The sequence below is a fragment of the Allobosea sp. WAO genome (assembly GCF_001509835.1).
Taxonomy (GTDB): domain Bacteria; phylum Pseudomonadota; class Alphaproteobacteria; order Rhizobiales; family Beijerinckiaceae; genus Allobosea.
Genome location: NZ_JXTJ01000004.1, coordinates 468,021 through 486,659, shown reverse-complemented (window position 1 = coordinate 486,659; position 18,639 = coordinate 468,021). Strand labels below are relative to the sequence as shown.

Below are 18,639 nucleotides of genomic sequence, written 5' to 3'. Positions count from 1 at the left end.
TGAACGATGACGCAGACATCCAACTTCTTGCTGGGCCTTGGACTGCATGCCGGTGCCCATGGGGACGATCCGGACTGGCGCGGCTTCTGGGGCGGCTTGGTCGGCCGTCTCGACGGTGTGGCCGAATTCCTGACCCTGGAAGATCGCTTTGCCGATCCCGGCCAGGACGGGCTCGATGCCATCCTTCTGGCAAATTGGCTCGCGCCGCGCTCCCGCCAGATCGGGATCATCGCGGGAGCGCCTCTAAACTTCGTCGAGCCGTTCCATGTCTCGACCGCGATCGCCACGCTGGACTATGTGAGCGAGGGCAGGGCAGGCCTCCTGGCCCAGCGCCTCGGCTGGCAGCGGAGCGCCGAGGCTGGTCGCGCGATCGGAGCGCTGAACGGCTTTCCGGCGATCGAACAGCCGTCTCTCGACAGCGACGCGCTGGCCGCCATCGAAGTGGTGCGGCGGCTCTGGGACAGTTGGGAAGACCATGCGGTCATCCGCGACGTCGCGAGCCAACGCTATGTCGATGGCGAGAAGCTTCACTATATCGACTTCCAGAATGCCGATTTCCGCGTGCTCGGGCCGTCGATCACGCCCAGACCTCCTCAGGGCCAACCGGCGGTCGCTGTCAGCTGGACAGCGGATGCGGATCTGGCGCTGGCGCGCGCGGCCGATGTGGTCTTCGTGCCAGCGGCGGGCGACCTTGCCGGAATGGCGGCGAAGCTTCGGGGCGATGGCCCGGGCAAGGAACCAAAGCTCATTGCGGATTTGCACGTCGGGCCCGATGGATGGGACGCCTCGGATCTGGCTGCCGCCATCAGAACTTCCGCGGCTCAGGGAGCCCGTGGCGTCCGCCTGATCTTGCCCGACCCGCACCGACAGATCGCAGACGTCGTCGACACATTGGTGCCCGCTCTACGCGCGGACGTCCTGGCCGATCCGCCTTTGGGCGGACATCTGCGTAGCCGCTTCAGCTTGCCTGCCGTCCGCAATCGCTATGCCGCGGCTGCCTGAGCCCGGAGGAACATCATGTCCAAGAAGCAGATCATCCTCGGGGCGCAGTTTCCGGGCGTGAACAATTTCACGGTATGGAGCGATCCAGCCGCCGGCAGCCAGATCGAATTCTCCTCCTTCCGGCACTTCGCCGAAAGCGTCGAGCGCGGCAAGTTCGACTTTATCTTCCTGGCCGAGGGCCTGAGGGTTCGGGAGCAGAAGGGGCGCTTCCATGAGCTGGATGTCGTCGGTCGACCGAACACGCTGGCCATCCTCACTGCGCTTGCCTCGATCACCCGGCATGTCGGACTGATCGGGACGCTGACCACGACGTTCAACGAGCCATATCCGCTCGCGCGCCAGCTCGCGACGCTCGATATTCTGTCCGGCGGGCGTGCCGGCTGGAACGTCGTGACCTCGCCCGGAGCCTTCACCGGAGCGAACTTCCGCCGCGGCGACCATCTGCCGTTCCGCGAGCGCTACGAACGCGCGCGGGACTTTCTCGAAACCGCGCGCTCGGTGTGGCGGGGCGGCGACTTCTACGCCAGCTCGCCCCATTTCGACATTGCGGGCCGCACCGGCTGGGGCCCGTTGCCGCAAGGCGCTCCGGTCATCGCGCAGGCCGGCGATTCCGACGATGGTAGGGAGCTCGCCGCCGGCCATGCCGACCTCATCTATTCGCGCCATGGAACCCTCGAGGAGGGGCAGACCTTCCACGCCGACGTGAAGCAGCGGCTCGCGAAATACGGGCGCAGCCGCGATGCCCTGAAAATCCTCCCGGGGGCCAATTTCGTCCTGGGCGAGACATTGGAAGACGCGCTGGAAAAGCAGAAGGCCATCCGCCTGCAGCAGGTGAGTCCGAAGAACGCCATCGTCTTTCTCGAACAGGTCTGGAACCGCGATCTCACGGCCTACGACCCGGACGGTCCGCTGCCGGATGTCGATCCAGACGTCGCTGTCGAGCAGCTCGCCCAGGGGCGCGCCGCCCGCTACGACAACCGCCTGGAGACCGCGCGTGCCTGGCGCGAAGTGGCTGAGCGCGAGAAGCTCAGCATCCGCGAACTCATCATCAAGGTGACCGCGCGCAAACAGTTCGTCGGGACGCCGGCCCAGGTCGCCGAGGAGATCGATCGGTATGTCCAGGCGGATGCGGCGGACGGTTTCGTCTTCGCGCCTCATCTCACGCCCGGCGGCTTCGACGAGTTCGTCGAGAAGGTCATTCCGATCCTGCAGGAGCGCAAGGTCTTCCGGCAGGACTATGCCGCGTCCACGCTGCGCGGAAACCTCGGTCTTCCCGAGGCCTGGCAGCCGGTCGCAAAGGCGGTGTAGCCAACGCCGAGCGGCTTGGGGGGCGGAAGAACCCGACTTGGAGGGGCCTGATGGTCGTCGAAGAGGCGGTGAGCATCGCCCTTCGGCGCCACACATTGCTCCCGCTCGACGATTGCCGCTAAGCCCTGCAACTGAGCATCCCGACGCCGACGCGGGCGTTCCAGAATCGCTGCTTGCAGCAACATGGGATCAGTCGCCTGCCCGAGATCGAAGGCGAGACGACCGCGAATACGACGTTCAAGAGTTATCCGATCCGTCGAGTGCCGGGACTAAGCAAGACTAGAAGCTATTCAATCGATGGGATGTCGATGGGGCTGTTGAGCGGATTTTCGAGATAGGTATCTTTCCTTGGCGGCGTGCCCAGACGGCGGGCGGCCGAGCATGATCGCTCCCGTCGGCAGGTGCTACGTTTGAACCATCGGCACATCGAGATCCTGCAGGCGATCGTGAAGGCCGGAGGGGTGTCGCGCGCCGCTGAAGCCCTTGGTATCAGCCAGCCTGCGGTCAGCCGCAGCATCGGCGAGCTGGAGCAGGCTTTGGGCTTCCGCTTGTTTGATCGCGTACGCAACCGCCTGGTGATCACCCATGAGGGCCGGCTCTTCTACGACCAGGTGGAAGCCTCGTTTCGGGGGCTCGATCACCTGCGCGCCACGGCGGCCCGAATTCGCGACCATGGATCGGGAGGCCTGCGGCTCGGCTGCCAGTCTGTGCTGAGCTCGTCCCTGGTCCCCAGGGCGCTGCAGCGCTTCCGCGAGCGGCATCCGCAGAGCGAGGTCACGCTGATGGTGCTGCCGTCGCGCGACATCCGGGACGGGGTGGTCTCGGGGGCGTTCGATCTCGGCCTCACCTCCGACGAGATCGATGTGAGCGGGGTCAAGCAGCGATTGTTCGTTCGCCCGCGCCTCTCCTGCATCATGCCTGCGGGGCATCCGCTCGCCGGCAGGAGCGTCATCCGCCCGGAGGACCTGGCCGACATCCCTTTCGTCAACTACGTGCGGGAGGATCGGGCGCGCCAGCAGCTCGACCGGGTTTTCGCCGAGACCGGCGTCGCACCGCGCATCGTGGTCTCGACGCTCTATGCCGCGACGGTCTGCGCGCTCGTCGCCGAAAGCTTGGGTGTCGGTCTGGTCAGTGCCTATGCCGCGGCGGGAATCGATGCCACGAAGGTCGTGCTGCGTCCTTTCGAGCCGGCGATCCACACGAAAAGCCTTCTTGTCCTGCCGATGGACCGGCCGATTTCCGGCATGGTGCGCGATCTGATCGACTGCCTGATGGAAGCGCGTTGAGCGCAGGTCATAACTGCAGCGGATCGAATCCAGATGTCCAAGGCATGGTATAGGCCATGCCGCAGAGTCATTGTTCCTCCAGATGAAGGAGCGGACGATGCTGGATCTGACACGTTGCGTGCACCACCCTGCCGTGAACGAGACTGGCTATGCCAGCCTCGCCGTCGCCACGTACCGGGCTTCGACGATCGTCTATCCGGATCCGCACAGTTTTGCGGCGCGCCACCAGCGCAGCCTCGACGACTACACTTACGGCCTCCACGGCACACCGACGACGCGGGTGCTGGAGGCCCAGCTCACAGCGCTGCATGGTGGCGAGCGCACGATCCTCGTTCCATCGGGGCAGGCGGCGGTCACGGCCGTCATGCTGTCGGTGCTGATGCCGGGCGACAAGGTGCTGATCCCGGATCATGTCTATCCGCCGGTACGCAGCTTCTGCCGCGACTATCTGAAGCCCCGCGGCATCGACTATGCGGTCTATGATCCGCTGATCGGCGCTGGCATTGCCGGCCTGATCGATGACAGCGTCAAGCTGGTCTGGGTCGAGCCCTGCGGCTCGGGAACGATGGAGATCCAGGACGTTCCGGCGATCGCCGCCGCAGCCAAGGCCAAGGGCGCACTCGTCGGCTGCGACAACACCTGGGCGACGCCGCTGATCTTCAAGCCGTTGGCGCATGGAGCAGATTTCGCTTGCGAAGCGCTAACCAAATATGTCGGCGGCCATTCCGACCTCCTGCTCGGCTCGATCACGGTGTCCGATCTCGGGCTGCGCCGGCAGATCGTGACGACGCTGCGCGGCATGGGCATCGGCGTCTCGCCCGACGAATGCCAGCTCGCTTTGCGCGGCATCGAGACCATGGGCGTACGCCTCGCCCATATCGGCCGCGTTTCAGAGGATTTCGCGCGCAGGCTGGCCCAGGCGCCCGCCGTGGAAGCCGTTCAGCACCCTGCCTTGCCGTCCTGTCCCGGCCATGAGGTCTGGAAACGGGATATGGGCCGGTCTTCCGGCGTCTTCAGCATCGCGCTCCGGCCCGTCGCCGATGAGACGCTGCAGGCGGCCTTGGCGACGCTCAAGGTCTTCGCGATCGGCGCCTCCTGGGGCGGAACGCGCAGCCTCGTCGCTCCCATGGCGGTCGCGGGAGAGCGCACAGTCAGTCCTTGGACGCGACAAGGCACACTTCTGCGCATCAGCATCGGCCTTGAGGATCCGCAGGATCTCTGGGCCGATATCGAGGAGATGCTGCACGCGCTGAAGGCGGATGTCGCGAAGGTCGCCTGAGACGGCCAACGGCGACCATGTGGAACTCGGCCCGCACGCTCAAACTCGCCAACGAAAACAAGGGGATATTCCGATGAATCAATGGGCCATGGGATTTCTATCGGCCACGGCTTTGATCCTGGGGGTGGCGTCGGCCAGCCAGGCCGCGGATACGCTGAAGCGGGTTACCGACCGGGGGCAACTGATCTGCGGCAGCAGCGTCGGTGTCGCCGGCTTTTCGATCCCGGACGCCAAGGGGCGCTGGAACGGCTTCGACACTGACATCTGCCGCGCATTGTCCGCCGCGATTTTCAACGATGCCGAGAAGGTCAAGTTCGTCCCGCTCTCGTCGAAGGATCGCCTCGTGGCGCTCCAGAGCGGTGAGGTCGATGTGCTGCCCCGCACGACGACCTGGACGCTGTCGCGCAACACCGGTCAGGGAGTGACCTTCACGGCGGTGAACTATTATGACGGGCAAGGGTTCATGGTGCCGAAGAAGCTCGGCGTTTCGAGCGCCGCCAAGCTGGACGGCGCTTCGATCTGCGTGCCACAGGGGACAACCAGTGAGCTGAACCTCGCCGATTTCTTCAGCCGCAACGGCATCAAGTACGAGGTTATCGCGTTCTCCACCACCGAGGAGGCGCTGAAGGCTTATGAGGCCGGCCGCTGTGATGTGTACACCACCGATATTTCGGGTCTCTCGTCCGAACGCCTGAAGTTCCACGATCCGGACGCGCACGTCATTCTGCCCGACGTCATCTCCAAGGAGCCTCTGGGGCCCTGGGTGCGCAGCGATGACGACGCCTGGTTCAACCTGGTGCGCTTCACGCTCTTTGCGTTGATCAACGCGGAGGAACTCGGCGTGACGCAGGCCAACGTCAAGGAACTGGCGGAGACCTCGACCAATCCCGAGATCCGCCGGCTGCTCGGAAAGGACGGCAAATTCGGCGAGGGGCTGGGTGTGACCAATGACTGGGTCGTTCGGATAATCGCAGCAGTCGGCAACTATGGCGAAAGTTTCGACCGGAATCTCGGCGGCCAGTCGCGAATCAAGCTGCCGCGCGGTCCCAACGCGCTGTGGACGGCGGGAGGGCTGCAATATTCGCCTCCGTTCAGATGAGCGCGATGAATCCCCGAAATGGGAATAGGACGCCGGGTTAGAGGTCCACCAAGACACGGCCGCAAAGCCCAGCATTCCGCCGGTGACCAGCCGAAACAGCCTAGATCTTGGTCCCCCGACTGAAAACGATCAGGGCGTCCAGGAATGGATATCGATCGTCGATTGTTTCTCTCTCCTCTGACACTGGTCACGTGCGTGTCAGAGGAGAAGATCTATTTCTGAAGCTGGTGCAGGAGCGCGACGCCTTGCCTTAGCTCGGTGGCGACATTCTGCGTCGCGGATCAAATAGGTGCTGGCCGAGGCCGAGCAGCCGACCGCCGTCGAGGTCTAGATTCGACAGGGGCCCTCGCTCGGGTTCTCGCTCGCCGGCCTTGGCGAAGTACGGCCACGCCTGAGCCGGCCGAAATCGCAGCCTCATCAGGCTGCTTCTTTCTGGAAGCCAACGTCCGAACGGCCCCAATCTGCTGTTGCCGGCATTGGAGCGCGCCGCGGTGCTGCTGCGCGACCCACACGCAGTTCAGCGCCGAAAAGCAGGCGTTTTGTCAAAATAATGATAATAGAAAAATATTATTGACTCAAGTTGCCGGTAGGGCATGTTTGTTCGGCCGCGACTGGCGGCTGACGGAACGAGGCCGGATTTAGGCGAATGCGCAGCGCAAACGATTACGAGCTACAGCTTCGGGCCTTCGAGCGGATGTGCTTGATCCGCCGGTTCGAGCAGGCTGCTTACGATCTGAGTATCGAGAAGGAGCCGTCGATCGCAGGTTCGGTGCATCTTTGTGCCGGCCAGGAGGCGGTTCCCGTCGGAGCTGCTTTGGCGCTCGAAGAAGAAGACCAGGTGATCGCGACCTATCGCGGACATGGCTGGGCTCTCGAATGCGGCGTTTCCGTCGAAGGCCTGATGGCGGAATTGCTGCACAAATCGACCGGCGTGAACGGAGGTCGGTCCGGTTCCGCTCTCGTCACTTTTCCGAACCACCGCTTCATCGGCGAAAATTCGATTGTCGGAGCGGGCGGGCCGATCGCCTGCGGCGTTGCGCTGGCTGCCCGCCTCAACGATATCGACGCCGTGACGGTCGTGTCGTTCGGAGACGGCGCGACCAGCCAGGGGGCGTTGCACGAGAGTCTCGTCTTTGCCGCCAGCAGAAGCCTGCCGGTCGTCTTCGTCTGCGAGAACAACTCCTGGTCGGAGATGACGCCGACCTCGCGCATCCTGAAGACGAAGCGGATAGCCGGCCGGGCAGCCGGCTACGGCTTCAAGGGCGCAACGATCGACGGCACTGATCCTATCGCTGTCCGCGATACCGTCGCGATGGCGCGGGAGGAGCTGGTCAGGGGCAACGGTCCGGTGCTGCTGGAATGCACCGTTCCCCGCCTCTGGGGCCACTACAACCGCGATATCGAGCATTATCGCCCTAAGGCGGATCGCGAAGATGCGAGCGGGCGCGATCCGATCCTGCGGCTGGAAGAGGCGCTGGTCGCGAAGGGGCTTTCCAGCGCCGACGAGTTGGACCTGATCCGGAAGAGGGTCGACAAGCAGATCGAGGCGGCGGTCGCCTTTGCGAAGGAAAGTGCGACGCCGGATCCGAGCACCGCGCGACTGCACGTCATCGGCGCAATCGAATGGCCGAAGGTGGTCCCACCGGGGTCCGCCGAAGTCTCAACGAAAGAAATGGCTTACATCGAAGCCGTCAACGCCGCTCTACGAGCGGAGCTCGAAACGCGGGATGACGTCATCGTCTTCGGCGAGGATGTCGGTCACGCTGGCGGCATTTTCGGAGCTACCCGCTATCTCCAGCGTGATTTCGGGGAGGAGCGTGTCTTCGACACGCCGATCGCCGAGGCGGCCATCCTCGGTTCGGCCGTCGGCGCAGCCATCTCGGGAAAGCGTCCCGTCGTCGAGATCATGTGGGCCGACTTCCTGCTCGTCGCCCTGGACCAGATCATCAATCAGGCCGCGAACATCCGCTATCTCACGCGGGGCGAGAAAACCGTTCCCCTGGTCGTGCGCGTGCAGCAAGGAGCTACTCCCGGCTCGACGGCTCAGCACTCCCAATGCCTCGAAGCGCTACTGAGCCATATTCCCGGCTTGCGCGTCGGGTTGCCCGCAACACCGCAGGATGCCTACTCCATGCTGCGTGCTGCAGTGGCGTCGGAAGATCCGACGATCATCATCGAATCGCGGTCGTTGTACCGGGACAAGGGCCCCGTCGCTCTTGCGGCGCCTATCGAGCCGACCGCGGGCTCTGTGCGCCGTCGTGACGGCACCGATATTTGTCTCGTTACCTGGGGATCGACCCTGCCGGCCGTCATGGCGGCGGCCGATGAACTGACCCAGGACGGAGTTTCGGCAGCCGTACTCGACCTGCGTTGGCTCTCCCCGCTCGATCTCGATCAGATTTGCGAGGCGGTCTCGGAATGCGGCGGCAAGGTCGTGGTGGTGCACGAGGCGAATCTGACGGGCGGCTTCGGCGCCGAGATCGTGACGCGCCTGCTGGAGCGCCTGCCCGAGGGCATCGCGTTTCGTCGTGTGGCGACGCCGGATGTTCGCATTCCCGCCTCGCCGGTGCTCCAATCGGCCCTGTTGCCGAACAGCGCCGCAATCCGATCCGCCGCCCTGGAATTGGTCGTCGAGAGGCCGCGAAAGACGAGGGCACGATAATGGAACAGACTTCCAAAAGGTCGACGAAGGAGGCCTCCGGCGGCCGCCAGCAGATCAATTCGGTCGTTCGGGCGGTGAATATTCTTCAGGCCATCGCGAAGAGCGTGAACGGGCTGACCGTCAGAGAGATCAGCGATCTCATCGGGATCGAACGGCAGACGACCTATCATCTGGTGCATACGCTCGATGATCTTCAGATGATCGCCCGCGATGTCGATCGTCGGTATCGGCTGGGTGTTCGTATCGGGAACCTGATCGAACCGTTCCAACGGCAATTCTCGGCGCCGGATTATCTCAACGAACTCGTGCGGACCCTCGCCCGGGAAACGGGCGAGACCAGCTACGGCGTCGGATGGTCTCAAGGAGAGATCGTGGTGCTGTCCGTTGCACCAGGGACGAACCCGGTGCGGACGGCCGAGATGCCGCATGGACACTACGAGCACGCCCATGCGCGAGCGGCAGGTAAACTGTTGCTCGCCTATTCGCCGATCGACAGGCGTCGGGACTATCTGGCCCGTCACCCCTCGATCCGGCTGACGGATCACACGCTGACCACGGCGGCGGAACTCGACAAGGAGTTCACGCGGATCCGTCAGCAAGGCTTCGCCACCGATCTCGAAGAGTTTGCCATGGGGGTGTGCTGCATGGCCGCGCCGCTGGAGAAAGGAAGTTCTCCTTTCTCGATCGCCCTGTCTGCGCCGGCCGAGCGTTTTCGTGAGAATGCCGAGGTCTATACGGCAGCGATCAAGCGCATCTCCGCCCTCTAGCAAACGAATACATAGGGATAATGTCATATGTCATCAAACAGGCATTTCAGTCCCGAAGAGATGGCTCCGGCTTTCGGGCCTTACAGTCATGCCGTCGAGGTGCCGGCGGGCGCCAGGACGCTGCATATCGCTGGTCAGGTCGGTGTCGAGCGGGACGGTACACTTCCACCTGACGCGGCCGCCCAGACCGCCCGCATCTTCGACAATATCGACCTGATCCTCAGGGCTGCCGGCATGGGGCCTGAGGACATCGTCAAGCTCAACTTCTTCGTCGTTTCCTCCGACGACCTGCCGGAAATCAGGCGTGTCCGCGACAGCCGTCTCAAGGAGCCCTTTCCGGCGATGTCTCTTGTCCTCGTTCCGAAGCTCGGACGCCCGGAATGGCGTCTCGAAGTCGACGGCATCGCTGCTCGCTCGGACATCTGAGGCCGCCGTGCAGAACGCATTGATCACCTCGGACCTGCAATCACATCTCCATCCGCAGACCAATCCCCGCCAACTGGCCGAGATGGGACCGCTGATCATCGAACGTGGAGATGGGGTGACCGTTTCCGATACGGCCGGCAAAACCTATATCGAAGGCATGTCGAGCCTGTGGTGCGCAGCGCTCGGTTTCGACAATGAGCGGCTGGCCGATGTCGCGTCGCAGCAGATGCGCGAACTCGCGACCTACCATACCTTCAACCGCCGTTCCAACCCGCGAGCCATCGCTCTAGCCGAGCGCCTTGCCGGGATCGCGCCGATGCCGGATGCCCGGATTTCCTTCGCGAACTCCGGCTCGGAAGCCGTTGATACGATGATCAAGTTCGCCTGGCTCTATCAGGCGGGGCGCGGCAAGCCGGAAAAGCGGAAGATCATCAGTCGACACAAGGCCTACCACGGCAATACCGTCATGGGAGCCGCGTTGAGCGGCATCGAGGCTGTCAGGGGAGCCTTCGCTTCGCCGAACGCAGAGGTCGTATTCGCCTCGGCTCCGGATTTTCGGCGGGATGCGCGGCCTGGTGAGACGGAGCTGCAATTCGTCGATCGCCTGATCGACGAACTGGCCGAGTTGATCCGCGCGCAGGGCGCCGAGAACCTTGCCGCGATGATCATGGAGCCGGTCATGGGGGCCGGCGGCGTCATCATCCCGCCGGAAGGCTATTGCCCGCGGGTCGAACATCTGCTGCGCGATCACGATATCCTCGTTCTGAGCGACGAGGTAATCTGCGGCTTCGGCCGCACGGGCCACTGGTTCGGCTGCCAGAGTTTCGGCTTCCAGCCCGACATGGTCAGCGCCGCCAAGGCGATCTCGTCCGGATATCTTCCGATCGGCGCGACGATCCTGTCGGGGCCCGTCTACGAGGGCATCGCCGAAGAGGCGAGCCGACTCGGCGTCCTGGGGCATGGCTTCACCTATGCCGGCCATCCCGTCACGAGCGCCGTGGCGCTCGAAACCCTGCAGATCTATCAGGAGATGGACCTGCTCGGCCGCGTGCGGTCGCTCTCTTTGCCTTTCGGGCGCCTGATTGCCTCGCTCGCAAACCATCAAGTGGTGGAGGCTTCCCGGCATGTCGGGCTGCTGGGGGCTGTCGAGCTGCGCGGACACGGCGACGGAGCGACTGGGAGACGTTTCCTAGATCTCGCTCTGTCGGAAGGGCTCATCATCAGGGCCCTTGGGGACACGATCGCGATCTGTCCGCCTCTGATCATCACGGAGAGCGAACTGGAGGAGCTCTTCGGGCGCTTCCATCGGGCTCTCGACGCGCTGGACCGGCACTGAGCCGATACAAGACGGGACATCGTTATGGAAGACATCCTCCGGCTCGACGGCGTCGAGCAGGCGAAACTCGTTCGCACCCGACAGATCCGTGCCGACGAACTCGTCGCTGCAGCCATCCGGCGAATCGAACGCCTCGACCCTCAGATCAACGCCCTGACGCAACGCTATTTCGACGAGGCGCTGACCTCTGCGCGTCGCGGGCTGCCGGCCGGGCCGTTCCGTGGCGTCCCGTTCCTGGTCAAGGACTTCTACTGTCACATGCAGGGAAAGCCGACCATCGGCGGATCCCTGCTGCTGGCCAACAACATCATCGATCACGACAGTGAACTCATGGCCCGATATCGCCGGGCCGGCTTCGTTGCCCTCGGCAAGACCGCGGTGCCTGAAATGGTGACGATCGGCACCACGGAACCTTCGTCGACCGGTCCGACCCGCAACCCCTGGAACCTCGGCCATACCGCCGGCGGTTCCAGCGGAGGCTCGGCCGCGGCCGTCGCAGCCGGCATGGTGTCCATCGCCCATGCCAATGACGGCGCCGGCTCGACGCGAATTCCGGCAGCCTTTTGTGGGCTTTACGGGCTGAAGCCTTCGCGAGGGCGCATCACGCTGGGACCGGATGTCGGCGAATCCATCGGCGGCATCACCGCCGAGCATGTGGTGACCCGCTCGGTCCGCGACAGCGCCGCCGTACTCGACGCCACGGCCGGCGGCATGCCCGGCGACCCTTACGTGACGACCGAGGACAACGGCTCCTTCCTGGCCGCGACGAAGCAGCCGCCACGCCGCCTTCGGATCGCCGTTTCGTATGAAGCGCTGTTTGAAACTGAACTCGCTCCGGATTGCCGCCGCGCTGTCGAGGAGGCAGCCCGGCTTCTCGAGGCGGAAGGCCATGTGATCGAGATCGCCAGGCCGCGCGCCGATGCGGAGGTGTTTCGCAACGCCCTGGCGAGCTTCTGGCCGATGACCATCGCCAGAGCGCTCTCCGCGTTGGCCACGGCGCGCGCGGTCGACGTCGACGTCCTGGCCGCCGAGCTCGAGCCGCTCAACCAGCACATCTTCCGCCTCGGCCGCAATCGCCTCGCAGTCGATTACATCCAGGACCTCGTTACCTTCCAAAGTCTCACACGCAGCTTCGGCGCCTTCTTCGAGAGCTTCGATCTCTGGCTGACGCCTACGGTGACCTTTCCCCCTCCGCGCCTCGGCTTCTTCGACCCGAGGAATTCAAGTGACGAGGAGGCGTATCGCCGTGTGATCGACTCCTTCGCCTTCACCGCGCCGGCGAATGTCTGCGGTCTCCCAGCGGCGAGCTTGCCCACCTTCTGGGCTGACAGCGGACTCCCCATCGGTGTCCAGCTCACGGGGCCGCTCGGATCCGAAGCGCTCATCCTGTCGGTCTCGGCCGAAATCGAAGCCGCCCTCGATTGGGCGTCGCTGCGCCCGGGAGAACCGCTTTCTCCCTGAGGAGAGGACGAAGCGGTTCAACGCAATTCAACAAGCTGAAAAAATGAGGGGAACAGAAATGCAGAAAACACGCATCAAGCTCGCGATCGGCGTGTTTGCCGCTCTATCGAGTTCGGTGGCTCTCGCCCAAACTTCCGACAAACCCGTGAAGATCGGTATTGCGACAGCAATTCAGCTCGATCGTGGCAAGGATACGGTCTCGGCCGCGCAGATGGCGGCCGACGAGATCAATGCCGCCGGGGGCCTTGCCGGGCGGAAGATCGAACTCGTCGTGGCCGATGAGGGGAAGACGACCAATGAAGGCGTCGGTGCCATCAACAAGCTGATCAGTGAGAAGGTCGATGTCGTCGTCGGCGGCTACAATTCGGGCATCACGCTGGCACAGCTTCCACATCTGTCCCGCGCAAAGACGATATATCTCGGTGTCGGTGCATCGGCGCCGGCCATCCAAGACATGGTGGAGAAAAACTACGCTGCGTATAAGTACATCTTCCGGGTCAATCCGCTGAGTTCCATCGACATCTCCAAGTCGATCGGCGACTTCATCGTCGGCAAAGTCTACGGGGAGCGAGGCTTCAAGAAGGTCGCCATCGTCGCCGAGAACGCGAAATGGGCTCGCGACATGATCGAACCGGCTGCCGAGATCGCGAAGGCGGCCGGGGTGGAGATCGTCTTCGAGGAGTACTTCGATCCGGCGACGCCCGATTTCGCCCCGCTCTTCAGCAAGGTCGCAAAAAGCGGCGCCCAGTACATGATCCCGATGCTCGCCGCGACGCCTTCCGATCTCTTCGTGAAGCAGTGGTACGACATGGCCGTCCCGGTCGAGATGGGCGGCGTCGACACAGGGTCGCTCGACGCCGACTTCTTCCAGCGGATCGGCGGGAAGTCGCTGAGTGAAACCGCCATCAACTACATCACCCGCGCGCCGCTGACGGCAAAGACCATCCCCTGGTGGGACGAGTTCGTCTCGCGCTTCGGGCGCGAGCCGCAATTCACGGCGCCAGGCGCCTACGATGCCGTCCATGTCTATGCGGATGCGGTGAAACGTGCCGGGTCCTTCGCGAGCGACGCGGTCGTGAGCGCGCTTGAAAACACCCGTCATACCGGCGTCCGTGGCACGATTACCTTCGACAAGCGCCATGACCTGGTCGCCGGTCCCGGGCTCGTCAACGCGCTCTGGATCCAGTGGCAGGAAGGTGGAAGGCGCGTCGTGATCTGGCCAAAGGACCTGGCGACTGGCCCGATGATTTCCGCCCCCTGGCTGAAGAAGCCGTGATCCATGGCCGAGATACTGCTCTACGGCGCGGCCAGTAGCGCGTCCTACGCGCTCATGGCGGTCGGCTTCACGCTGGTCTTCGGCGTGGCCCGCGTCCTCAACCTCGCCCATGGCGCCTTCTACGCCTGCGGAGCCTACGCGATGTACGGCTTCTGCGCCGCGTTCGGTGCCGCCCCTGCGATTGCAGTCCTGGCCGCGATCGCCGTCCTCGCCGCCGTGGGAGCGATCGTCAATCGCTTCTTCGTCGAGCCGCTGCGGGCGCGCCCGATGGCGGTGCTGATGTCGACGCTGGCCTTGTCTATCGTTGCGGAGCAGACTCTGCTGATCACGTTCGGCTCGCAATCGCGCAACATTCCGCTCATTCTCGACGGGCCGGTCTCGCTGCTCGGCGTGCGGATCGGCGCGCAGGGGCTGCTTCTGATCGCTGTCGCCATCGTCGTCATCGGTGCGCTCTGGCTCTTCCTGCACAAGGCGAAGCTCGGCAAGGCGATCTACGCAACGTCCCAGGATCCGGTCGGCGCCCAACTCGTCGGGATAAGGACCAGCACGGTCTTCGCCGTTGTCTTCGCCGTCTCCGCCGCGATGGCGGCGCTGAGCGCGGCGATCGTCGGGCCGATGCAGACCGTCTCGCCCGAGATGGGGCTGATGCCGATGATCAAGGCCTTCTCGGTCGTCATCGTCGGGGGGCTCGGCTCGATCGGCGGGAGCATCGCGGCTGCGCTGCTCCTCGGCTACAGCGAGACGATCGTCTCCTATCTGGTCTCGACCGAATGGGCGCAGATCGTATCCCTCGTCGCCGTTTTCGTCACGCTCGTCGTCCGCCCGTCCGGACTTTTCGGCAAATGAGGAGGACGACCATGCGCTTCTTTAATCGGACGGATAGCGTCGTGAGCCTCGCCGCGCTGGCACTGCTCGCCGCGGTGCCGCTGCTGACGAGCGACAACTATGTTCTCGGCATCCTGATCACCGCCATCTGCTATGCCATCTGGGCCGGCAGCTGGGATCTGCTCTCGGGGCTGACGGGGCGGGAGAATTTCGGCCACAGCCTGTTCATCGGCGCCGGCGCCTATGCCGCCGCTTATCTCAACACGGCCTACGGCATCGACCTTGGCTGGGGGATCGTCGTCGCGCCGCTCGTGAGCGGCACGCTCGGCGCACTGATCGGATTGCCGACGCTGCGGCTGCAAGGGCCTTATTTCGCGCTCGCGACGCTGGTCGCCTCGGCCATCGCCCACACGCTCTGTCTGCTGCTCTGGCGCGTGACGGGCGGCGAGGAGGGCCTGTCAGGCATTCTGCCCATGGCGGGCTCCCAGTCGGACTACTATTACCTCGTCCTGACCATTGGCTTCGTCTCGATCGCCGCGATGAAGCTCTTCGCTCTGTCCGATGCCGGGCTTGTGCTGCGCGCCATCGGCTCCGACGAGGCAATCTGCCGGGCGGCCGCCATCGACGTCGACGCCTACAAGATCACGACCTTCGCCTTCAGCGCTGCCTTCGCCGGGCTGGGAGGGGCGTTATTTGCCGGCTATCAACTGACCGCGGCGCCCGATCTGCTCTCTTCAGGCCTGTCGATAACCATCGTGGTCATGGCTTATGTCGGCGGCATGGGCACGATCTACGGCCCGGCCGTCGCGGCGCTCTTCCTCGCCCTGATCGTGGAATATCTGCGCGGCTTCGGCGAGTACCGCCTGCTCGTCTACGGCCTGATCCTGCTCGTCGTGGTGCGCCTGACGCGCCACGGCTTCGTCGATCCGTTCTGGCGCTGGCTCAAGGGGCGTTTGGCATGACTGACCCGATACTCCGAGCAGTCGGCCTCACGCGCGCCTTTGGCGGCATCAAAGCCGTCAGCGACGTCTCGATCGCGGTGCGCACCGGCTCAATCACCGGCATCCTCGGTCCGAATGGCGCTGGCAAGACAACCTTCTTCAATCTGCTCACCGGTTTCACCAAGACCGGCGCGGGCGAGGTCTATCTGCAGCAGGAGCGCATCACCAACCTCCCGCCGCACCTCCTGGCGCGGCGAGGACTCGTCCGGACGTTCCAGCTGGCAAAACCGCTGGCGGGCCTGACAGTGGAGGAGACAGTCCTGCTGCCGGCCCTGCGCGTCGGGGCGGGACAGGATCGGCGCCAGGCGCGTGAGCGGGCGGCCTATCTGCTCGATCGCGTCGGCCTCGCGGCGAAGGCGGAGGCGACCTCGGAGTCCCTTACCTATGGCGACCTGCGGCGGCTCGAGATCGCGCGCGCCCTGATGCTGCGCCCGAAGCTTCTCTTGCTCGACGAGCCCTTCGCTGGGCTCGGAGCCGGAGAGATCGAGACCGTATCGCAGCTCATCCACGAGATCCGCGACCGGGAAGAGGTCACGGTCCTGATCATCGAGCACAAGCTGCGCGAATTCTTCAAGCTCGTCGAAACCGTGATCGTGATGGTGGCCGGTGAAGTGGTCGCGGAAGGAACGCCTGCCGAGGTCGTCAAACATCCGAAGGTCCTGTCGGCTTATCTTGGGGAGAGAGCCTATGAGCATTGATCTCCTGACTGTCAGGAATGTCGTGGCGGGCTACGGCCGGATCCGCGTGCTCGACGACGTCTCCCTCGATCTGCGTCAGGGCGAATTGTTGGCGGTCCTGGGAGCGAACGGCGCCGGAAAGACGACGCTCCTGCGATGCATCTCGCGCATGATGGATGTTGCCTCCGGCGATATCCTTCTCGAGGGGCGGAGCTTGAAAGGCGTCGCCGCGCCCGAACTGGTGAGGCTCGGCCTTTGCCATTGCCCGGAGGGGCGACGGCTCTTTCCGGACTTGCCGGTCCGGGTGAACCTGGAGCTCGGCGGCTTCATACACACTGCCGACGCCAATGCGGCGATGATGGCGAAAGTCCATGCGCTGTTCCCCAAGCTTGCCGAGCGCGCCGGCCAGCGCGCCGGGACATTGTCCGGTGGAGAGCAGCAGATGGTCGCGATCGGACGGGCTCTCATGGGGCGGCCGAAGGTGCTCATCCTCGATGAGCCGTCCGTCGGCATCGCGCACGGCCTGAAGGTCCAGATCTTTGAGGCCGTCCGCAAAATCGCCGACGAGGGCATCTCGGTTCTCATCGTGGAACAGGATGCGGAAGCGCTGATCGAGCTCGCCGACCGCCTCTATGTGATGGAGCAGGGGCGCATCGTGGCGGAGGGCCCGCCGCGGATGATCCGCGACAACGGATCGCTCAAGGCCGCCTATCTTGGGATGTGAGCCGCTCCCGATCCGCCGTGCGCGAACCGAGAATGACGATGCGAGATGGTCATATGGCGAGCGCTGTCGGTGCGGGGCTGACCATCGGCGAGTGCTTGGCTGGAGTGTGCCTCAAAAGGGCGCGCTCCAGCCACCGTGCTTGCGGTCAGCTTGTGCGCGGGTGGAAGGCGGTGACCGATTACCGTGGCGGCTGGGAAGCTCCGCTGATCGGGATCAATTCTGGTCCATCAGAGTGTGGGCGGAGCCTGCCTCTCCTGCCGCTTGCGCTGAAGGCCGCTGCGCCGGCACTGCGCGACCAGTTCCTCGCGCTGGTTGTAGGCGCGGTGCAGGAAGGTGACGATGCCGGCATCCGGGCGCGAGCGGCTCTCGCGGAGCTCGATCACTTCGGTCTCGACCCTGATCGTGTCGCCATGGAAAAGCGGCTTCGGAAACCGGACCTCGTCCCAGCCGAGATTGGCGACGGCGGTGCCGAGCGTGGTGTCGCCGACCGAGATGCCAACCATCAGGCCGAGCGTGAAGGCGCTGTTGACGATGCGCTGCCCGAACTCGGTCTGCGTGCGGCAATACTCCTCGTCGAGGTGGAGATAGGCCGGATTGTGGGTCAGCGCGCTGAACCAGACATTGTCGGCCTCGGTGATGGTGCGGCGGATTTCGTGCCGGAAGAGCTGCCCGACAGTGAGCTCGTCGAAGTAGAGGCCTGCCATGATCTGTGTCCTCGGGTGATGGCAGCGCCGGTCAGGCGCCGGTGAAGCGGGGCGGGCGCTTTTCGCCGAAGGCATCCGAGCCCTCGCGCGCATCCGCGCTGGTCTGGAGCAGGCGCAGCATCAGCTGCTCGAGCCTCAGCCCGGTGGCGAGATCGACATCGCGGCTGCGCAGGGCGAGCTCCTTGGCGGCCTGCACGGCGAGCGGCGCGTTCTCGGCGATGCGCCGGGCATAGGCGAGTGCGGTCGGCATCAGCTCGTCCGGCTCGACGACACGGTTGACGAGCCCCCAGCGCTCGGCGGTCGCAGCGTCGATGCCGTCGCCGGTCAGGAGAAGTTCCATGGCGATCGCATGCGGCAGCTGCTGGATCAGGCGCTGTGTGCCGCCATTGCCGGGAAAGAGCCCGCGCTTGACCTCGGAGACCGAGAAGGTCGCGTGCCGCACGGCGATGCGGATATCGGTCGCGAGCAGGAGCGTGGTGCCGCCGCCGAGGCAGGCGCCGTTGACGGCCGCGATGACCGGCTTCCAGACTTCCAGGCCACGGTTGAGCAACTGCCCCTGCTGGGTCAGCAGGGTGTCGGCGAGCGGCGGCGCATCGGCGGTGAAGCTCTTCAGGTCGGCGCCGGCGCTGAAGGCCTTGTCGCCGGCCCCGGTGACGATCGCGGTGCGGATCGCCGGATTGTCGCGGACCTCGATCCAGGCCCGGGACAGGCCGGCATAGTGCTCAGCGTCCATGGCGTTGCGCCGCTCCGGGCGATTGATCGTAACGATCGCGACCGCTCCGTCGATGGCGAGATCGATCGACATC

The 18,639-nt window shown here is 64.5% G+C and carries 17 protein-coding genes and 1 pseudogene; 16 read left to right on the top strand and 2 right to left on the bottom strand.

The genetic code is table 11. The annotated features are described in order from the left end of the window. Positions 1-6: 6 nt before the first annotated feature. The 16 genes and pseudogenes from DK26_RS06680 (at position 7) to DK26_RS06610 (ending at position 17,129) form a co-directional block, all read left to right on the top strand. Complete coding sequence (locus tag DK26_RS06680; RefSeq protein WP_066469599.1) at positions 7-1,002, top strand: LLM class flavin-dependent oxidoreductase; 996 nt, start codon at positions 7-9, stop codon at positions 1,000-1,002. Positions 1,003-1,017: 15 nt separating this feature from the next. After that, on the top strand, positions 1,018-2,310 hold the full coding sequence (locus DK26_RS06675) for an LLM class flavin-dependent oxidoreductase (RefSeq protein WP_066469597.1): 1,293 nt from the start codon (positions 1,018-1,020) through the stop codon (positions 2,308-2,310). A 59-nt stretch (positions 2,311-2,369) separates the two neighbouring features. Beyond that, positions 2,370-2,528, top strand: a pseudogene (locus DK26_RS29605) (IS481 family transposase); the annotation flags it as partial. A gap of 192 nt (positions 2,529-2,720) precedes the next feature. Then, the gene (locus DK26_RS06670; RefSeq protein ID WP_066469595.1) at positions 2,721-3,596 is read left to right on the top strand and encodes a LysR substrate-binding domain-containing protein; all 876 of its coding nucleotides are present in this window, start codon (positions 2,721-2,723) and stop codon (positions 3,594-3,596) included. A gap of 97 nt (positions 3,597-3,693) precedes the next feature. Beyond that, positions 3,694-4,875 carry a PLP-dependent transferase gene (locus DK26_RS06665; protein ID WP_066470192.1) on the top strand — a complete coding sequence of 394 codons (1,182 nt, stop codon included), beginning with the start codon at positions 3,694-3,696 and terminating at the stop codon, positions 4,873-4,875. Positions 4,876-4,963: 88 nt separating this feature from the next. Beyond that, positions 4,964-5,974 carry an amino acid ABC transporter substrate-binding protein gene (locus DK26_RS06660; protein ID WP_157089568.1) on the top strand — a complete coding sequence of 337 codons (1,011 nt, stop codon included), beginning with the start codon at positions 4,964-4,966 and terminating at the stop codon, positions 5,972-5,974. Between the two features lie 646 nt (positions 5,975-6,620). Further along, positions 6,621-8,636 carry an alpha-ketoacid dehydrogenase subunit alpha/beta gene (locus DK26_RS06655; RefSeq protein ID WP_066469592.1) on the top strand — a complete coding sequence of 672 codons (2,016 nt, stop codon included), beginning with the start codon at positions 6,621-6,623 and terminating at the stop codon, positions 8,634-8,636. Continuing rightward, complete coding sequence (locus DK26_RS06650; RefSeq protein ID WP_066469591.1) at positions 8,636-9,403, top strand: IclR family transcriptional regulator; 768 nt, start codon at positions 8,636-8,638, stop codon at positions 9,401-9,403. Before DK26_RS06655 ends, DK26_RS06650 begins: the two co-directional genes overlap by 1 nt. Positions 9,404-9,430: 27 nt before the next feature. Further along, the gene (locus DK26_RS06645; protein WP_083533013.1) at positions 9,431-9,829 is read left to right on the top strand and encodes a RidA family protein; all 399 of its coding nucleotides are present in this window, start codon (positions 9,431-9,433) and stop codon (positions 9,827-9,829) included. A gap of 7 nt (positions 9,830-9,836) precedes the next feature. Further along, positions 9,837-11,165, top strand: a complete 1,329-nt coding sequence (locus tag DK26_RS06640) for an aminotransferase (RefSeq protein ID WP_066469589.1) — start codon at positions 9,837-9,839, stop codon at positions 11,163-11,165. Between the two features lie 24 nt (positions 11,166-11,189). After that, the gene (locus DK26_RS06635; RefSeq protein ID WP_066469585.1) at positions 11,190-12,626 is read left to right on the top strand and encodes an amidase; all 1,437 of its coding nucleotides are present in this window, start codon (positions 11,190-11,192) and stop codon (positions 12,624-12,626) included. After that, on the top strand, positions 12,511-13,902 hold the full coding sequence (locus DK26_RS06630; protein WP_184231661.1) for an ABC transporter substrate-binding protein: 1,392 nt from the start codon (positions 12,511-12,513) through the stop codon (positions 13,900-13,902). Before DK26_RS06635 ends, DK26_RS06630 begins: the two co-directional genes overlap by 116 nt. Before the next feature lie 3 nt (positions 13,903-13,905). Then, positions 13,906-14,748, top strand: coding sequence for a branched-chain amino acid ABC transporter permease (locus tag DK26_RS06625; RefSeq protein WP_066469581.1), 843 nt, complete (start codon positions 13,906-13,908; stop codon positions 14,746-14,748). Between the two features lie 41 nt (positions 14,749-14,789). After that, complete coding sequence (locus DK26_RS06620) at positions 14,790-15,689, top strand: branched-chain amino acid ABC transporter permease (protein WP_184231662.1); 900 nt, start codon at positions 14,790-14,792, stop codon at positions 15,687-15,689. Next, positions 15,686-16,426 carry an ABC transporter ATP-binding protein gene (locus DK26_RS06615; protein ID WP_066469577.1) on the top strand — a complete coding sequence of 247 codons (741 nt, stop codon included), beginning with the start codon at positions 15,686-15,688 and terminating at the stop codon, positions 16,424-16,426. The genes DK26_RS06620 and DK26_RS06615 overlap by 4 nt, the downstream gene beginning before the upstream one ends. Next, positions 16,416-17,129, top strand: coding sequence for an ABC transporter ATP-binding protein (locus DK26_RS06610; protein ID WP_066469575.1), 714 nt, complete (start codon positions 16,416-16,418; stop codon positions 17,127-17,129). The genes DK26_RS06615 and DK26_RS06610 overlap by 11 nt, the downstream gene beginning before the upstream one ends. A 227-nt stretch (positions 17,130-17,356) precedes the next feature. On the opposite strand, the gene DK26_RS06605 is transcribed toward DK26_RS06610, so the two are convergent. Beyond that, positions 17,357-17,833: a MaoC family dehydratase gene (locus DK26_RS06605; protein WP_066469573.1), complete on the bottom strand. Its 477-nt coding sequence runs from the start codon at positions 17,831-17,833 to the stop codon at positions 17,357-17,359. A 31-nt stretch (positions 17,834-17,864) separates the two neighbouring features. Then, positions 17,865-18,638 carry an enoyl-CoA hydratase/isomerase family protein gene (locus DK26_RS06600; RefSeq protein WP_066469571.1) on the bottom strand — a complete coding sequence of 258 codons (774 nt, stop codon included), beginning with the start codon at positions 18,636-18,638 and terminating at the stop codon, positions 17,865-17,867. Position 18,639: the final 1 nt, after the last annotated feature.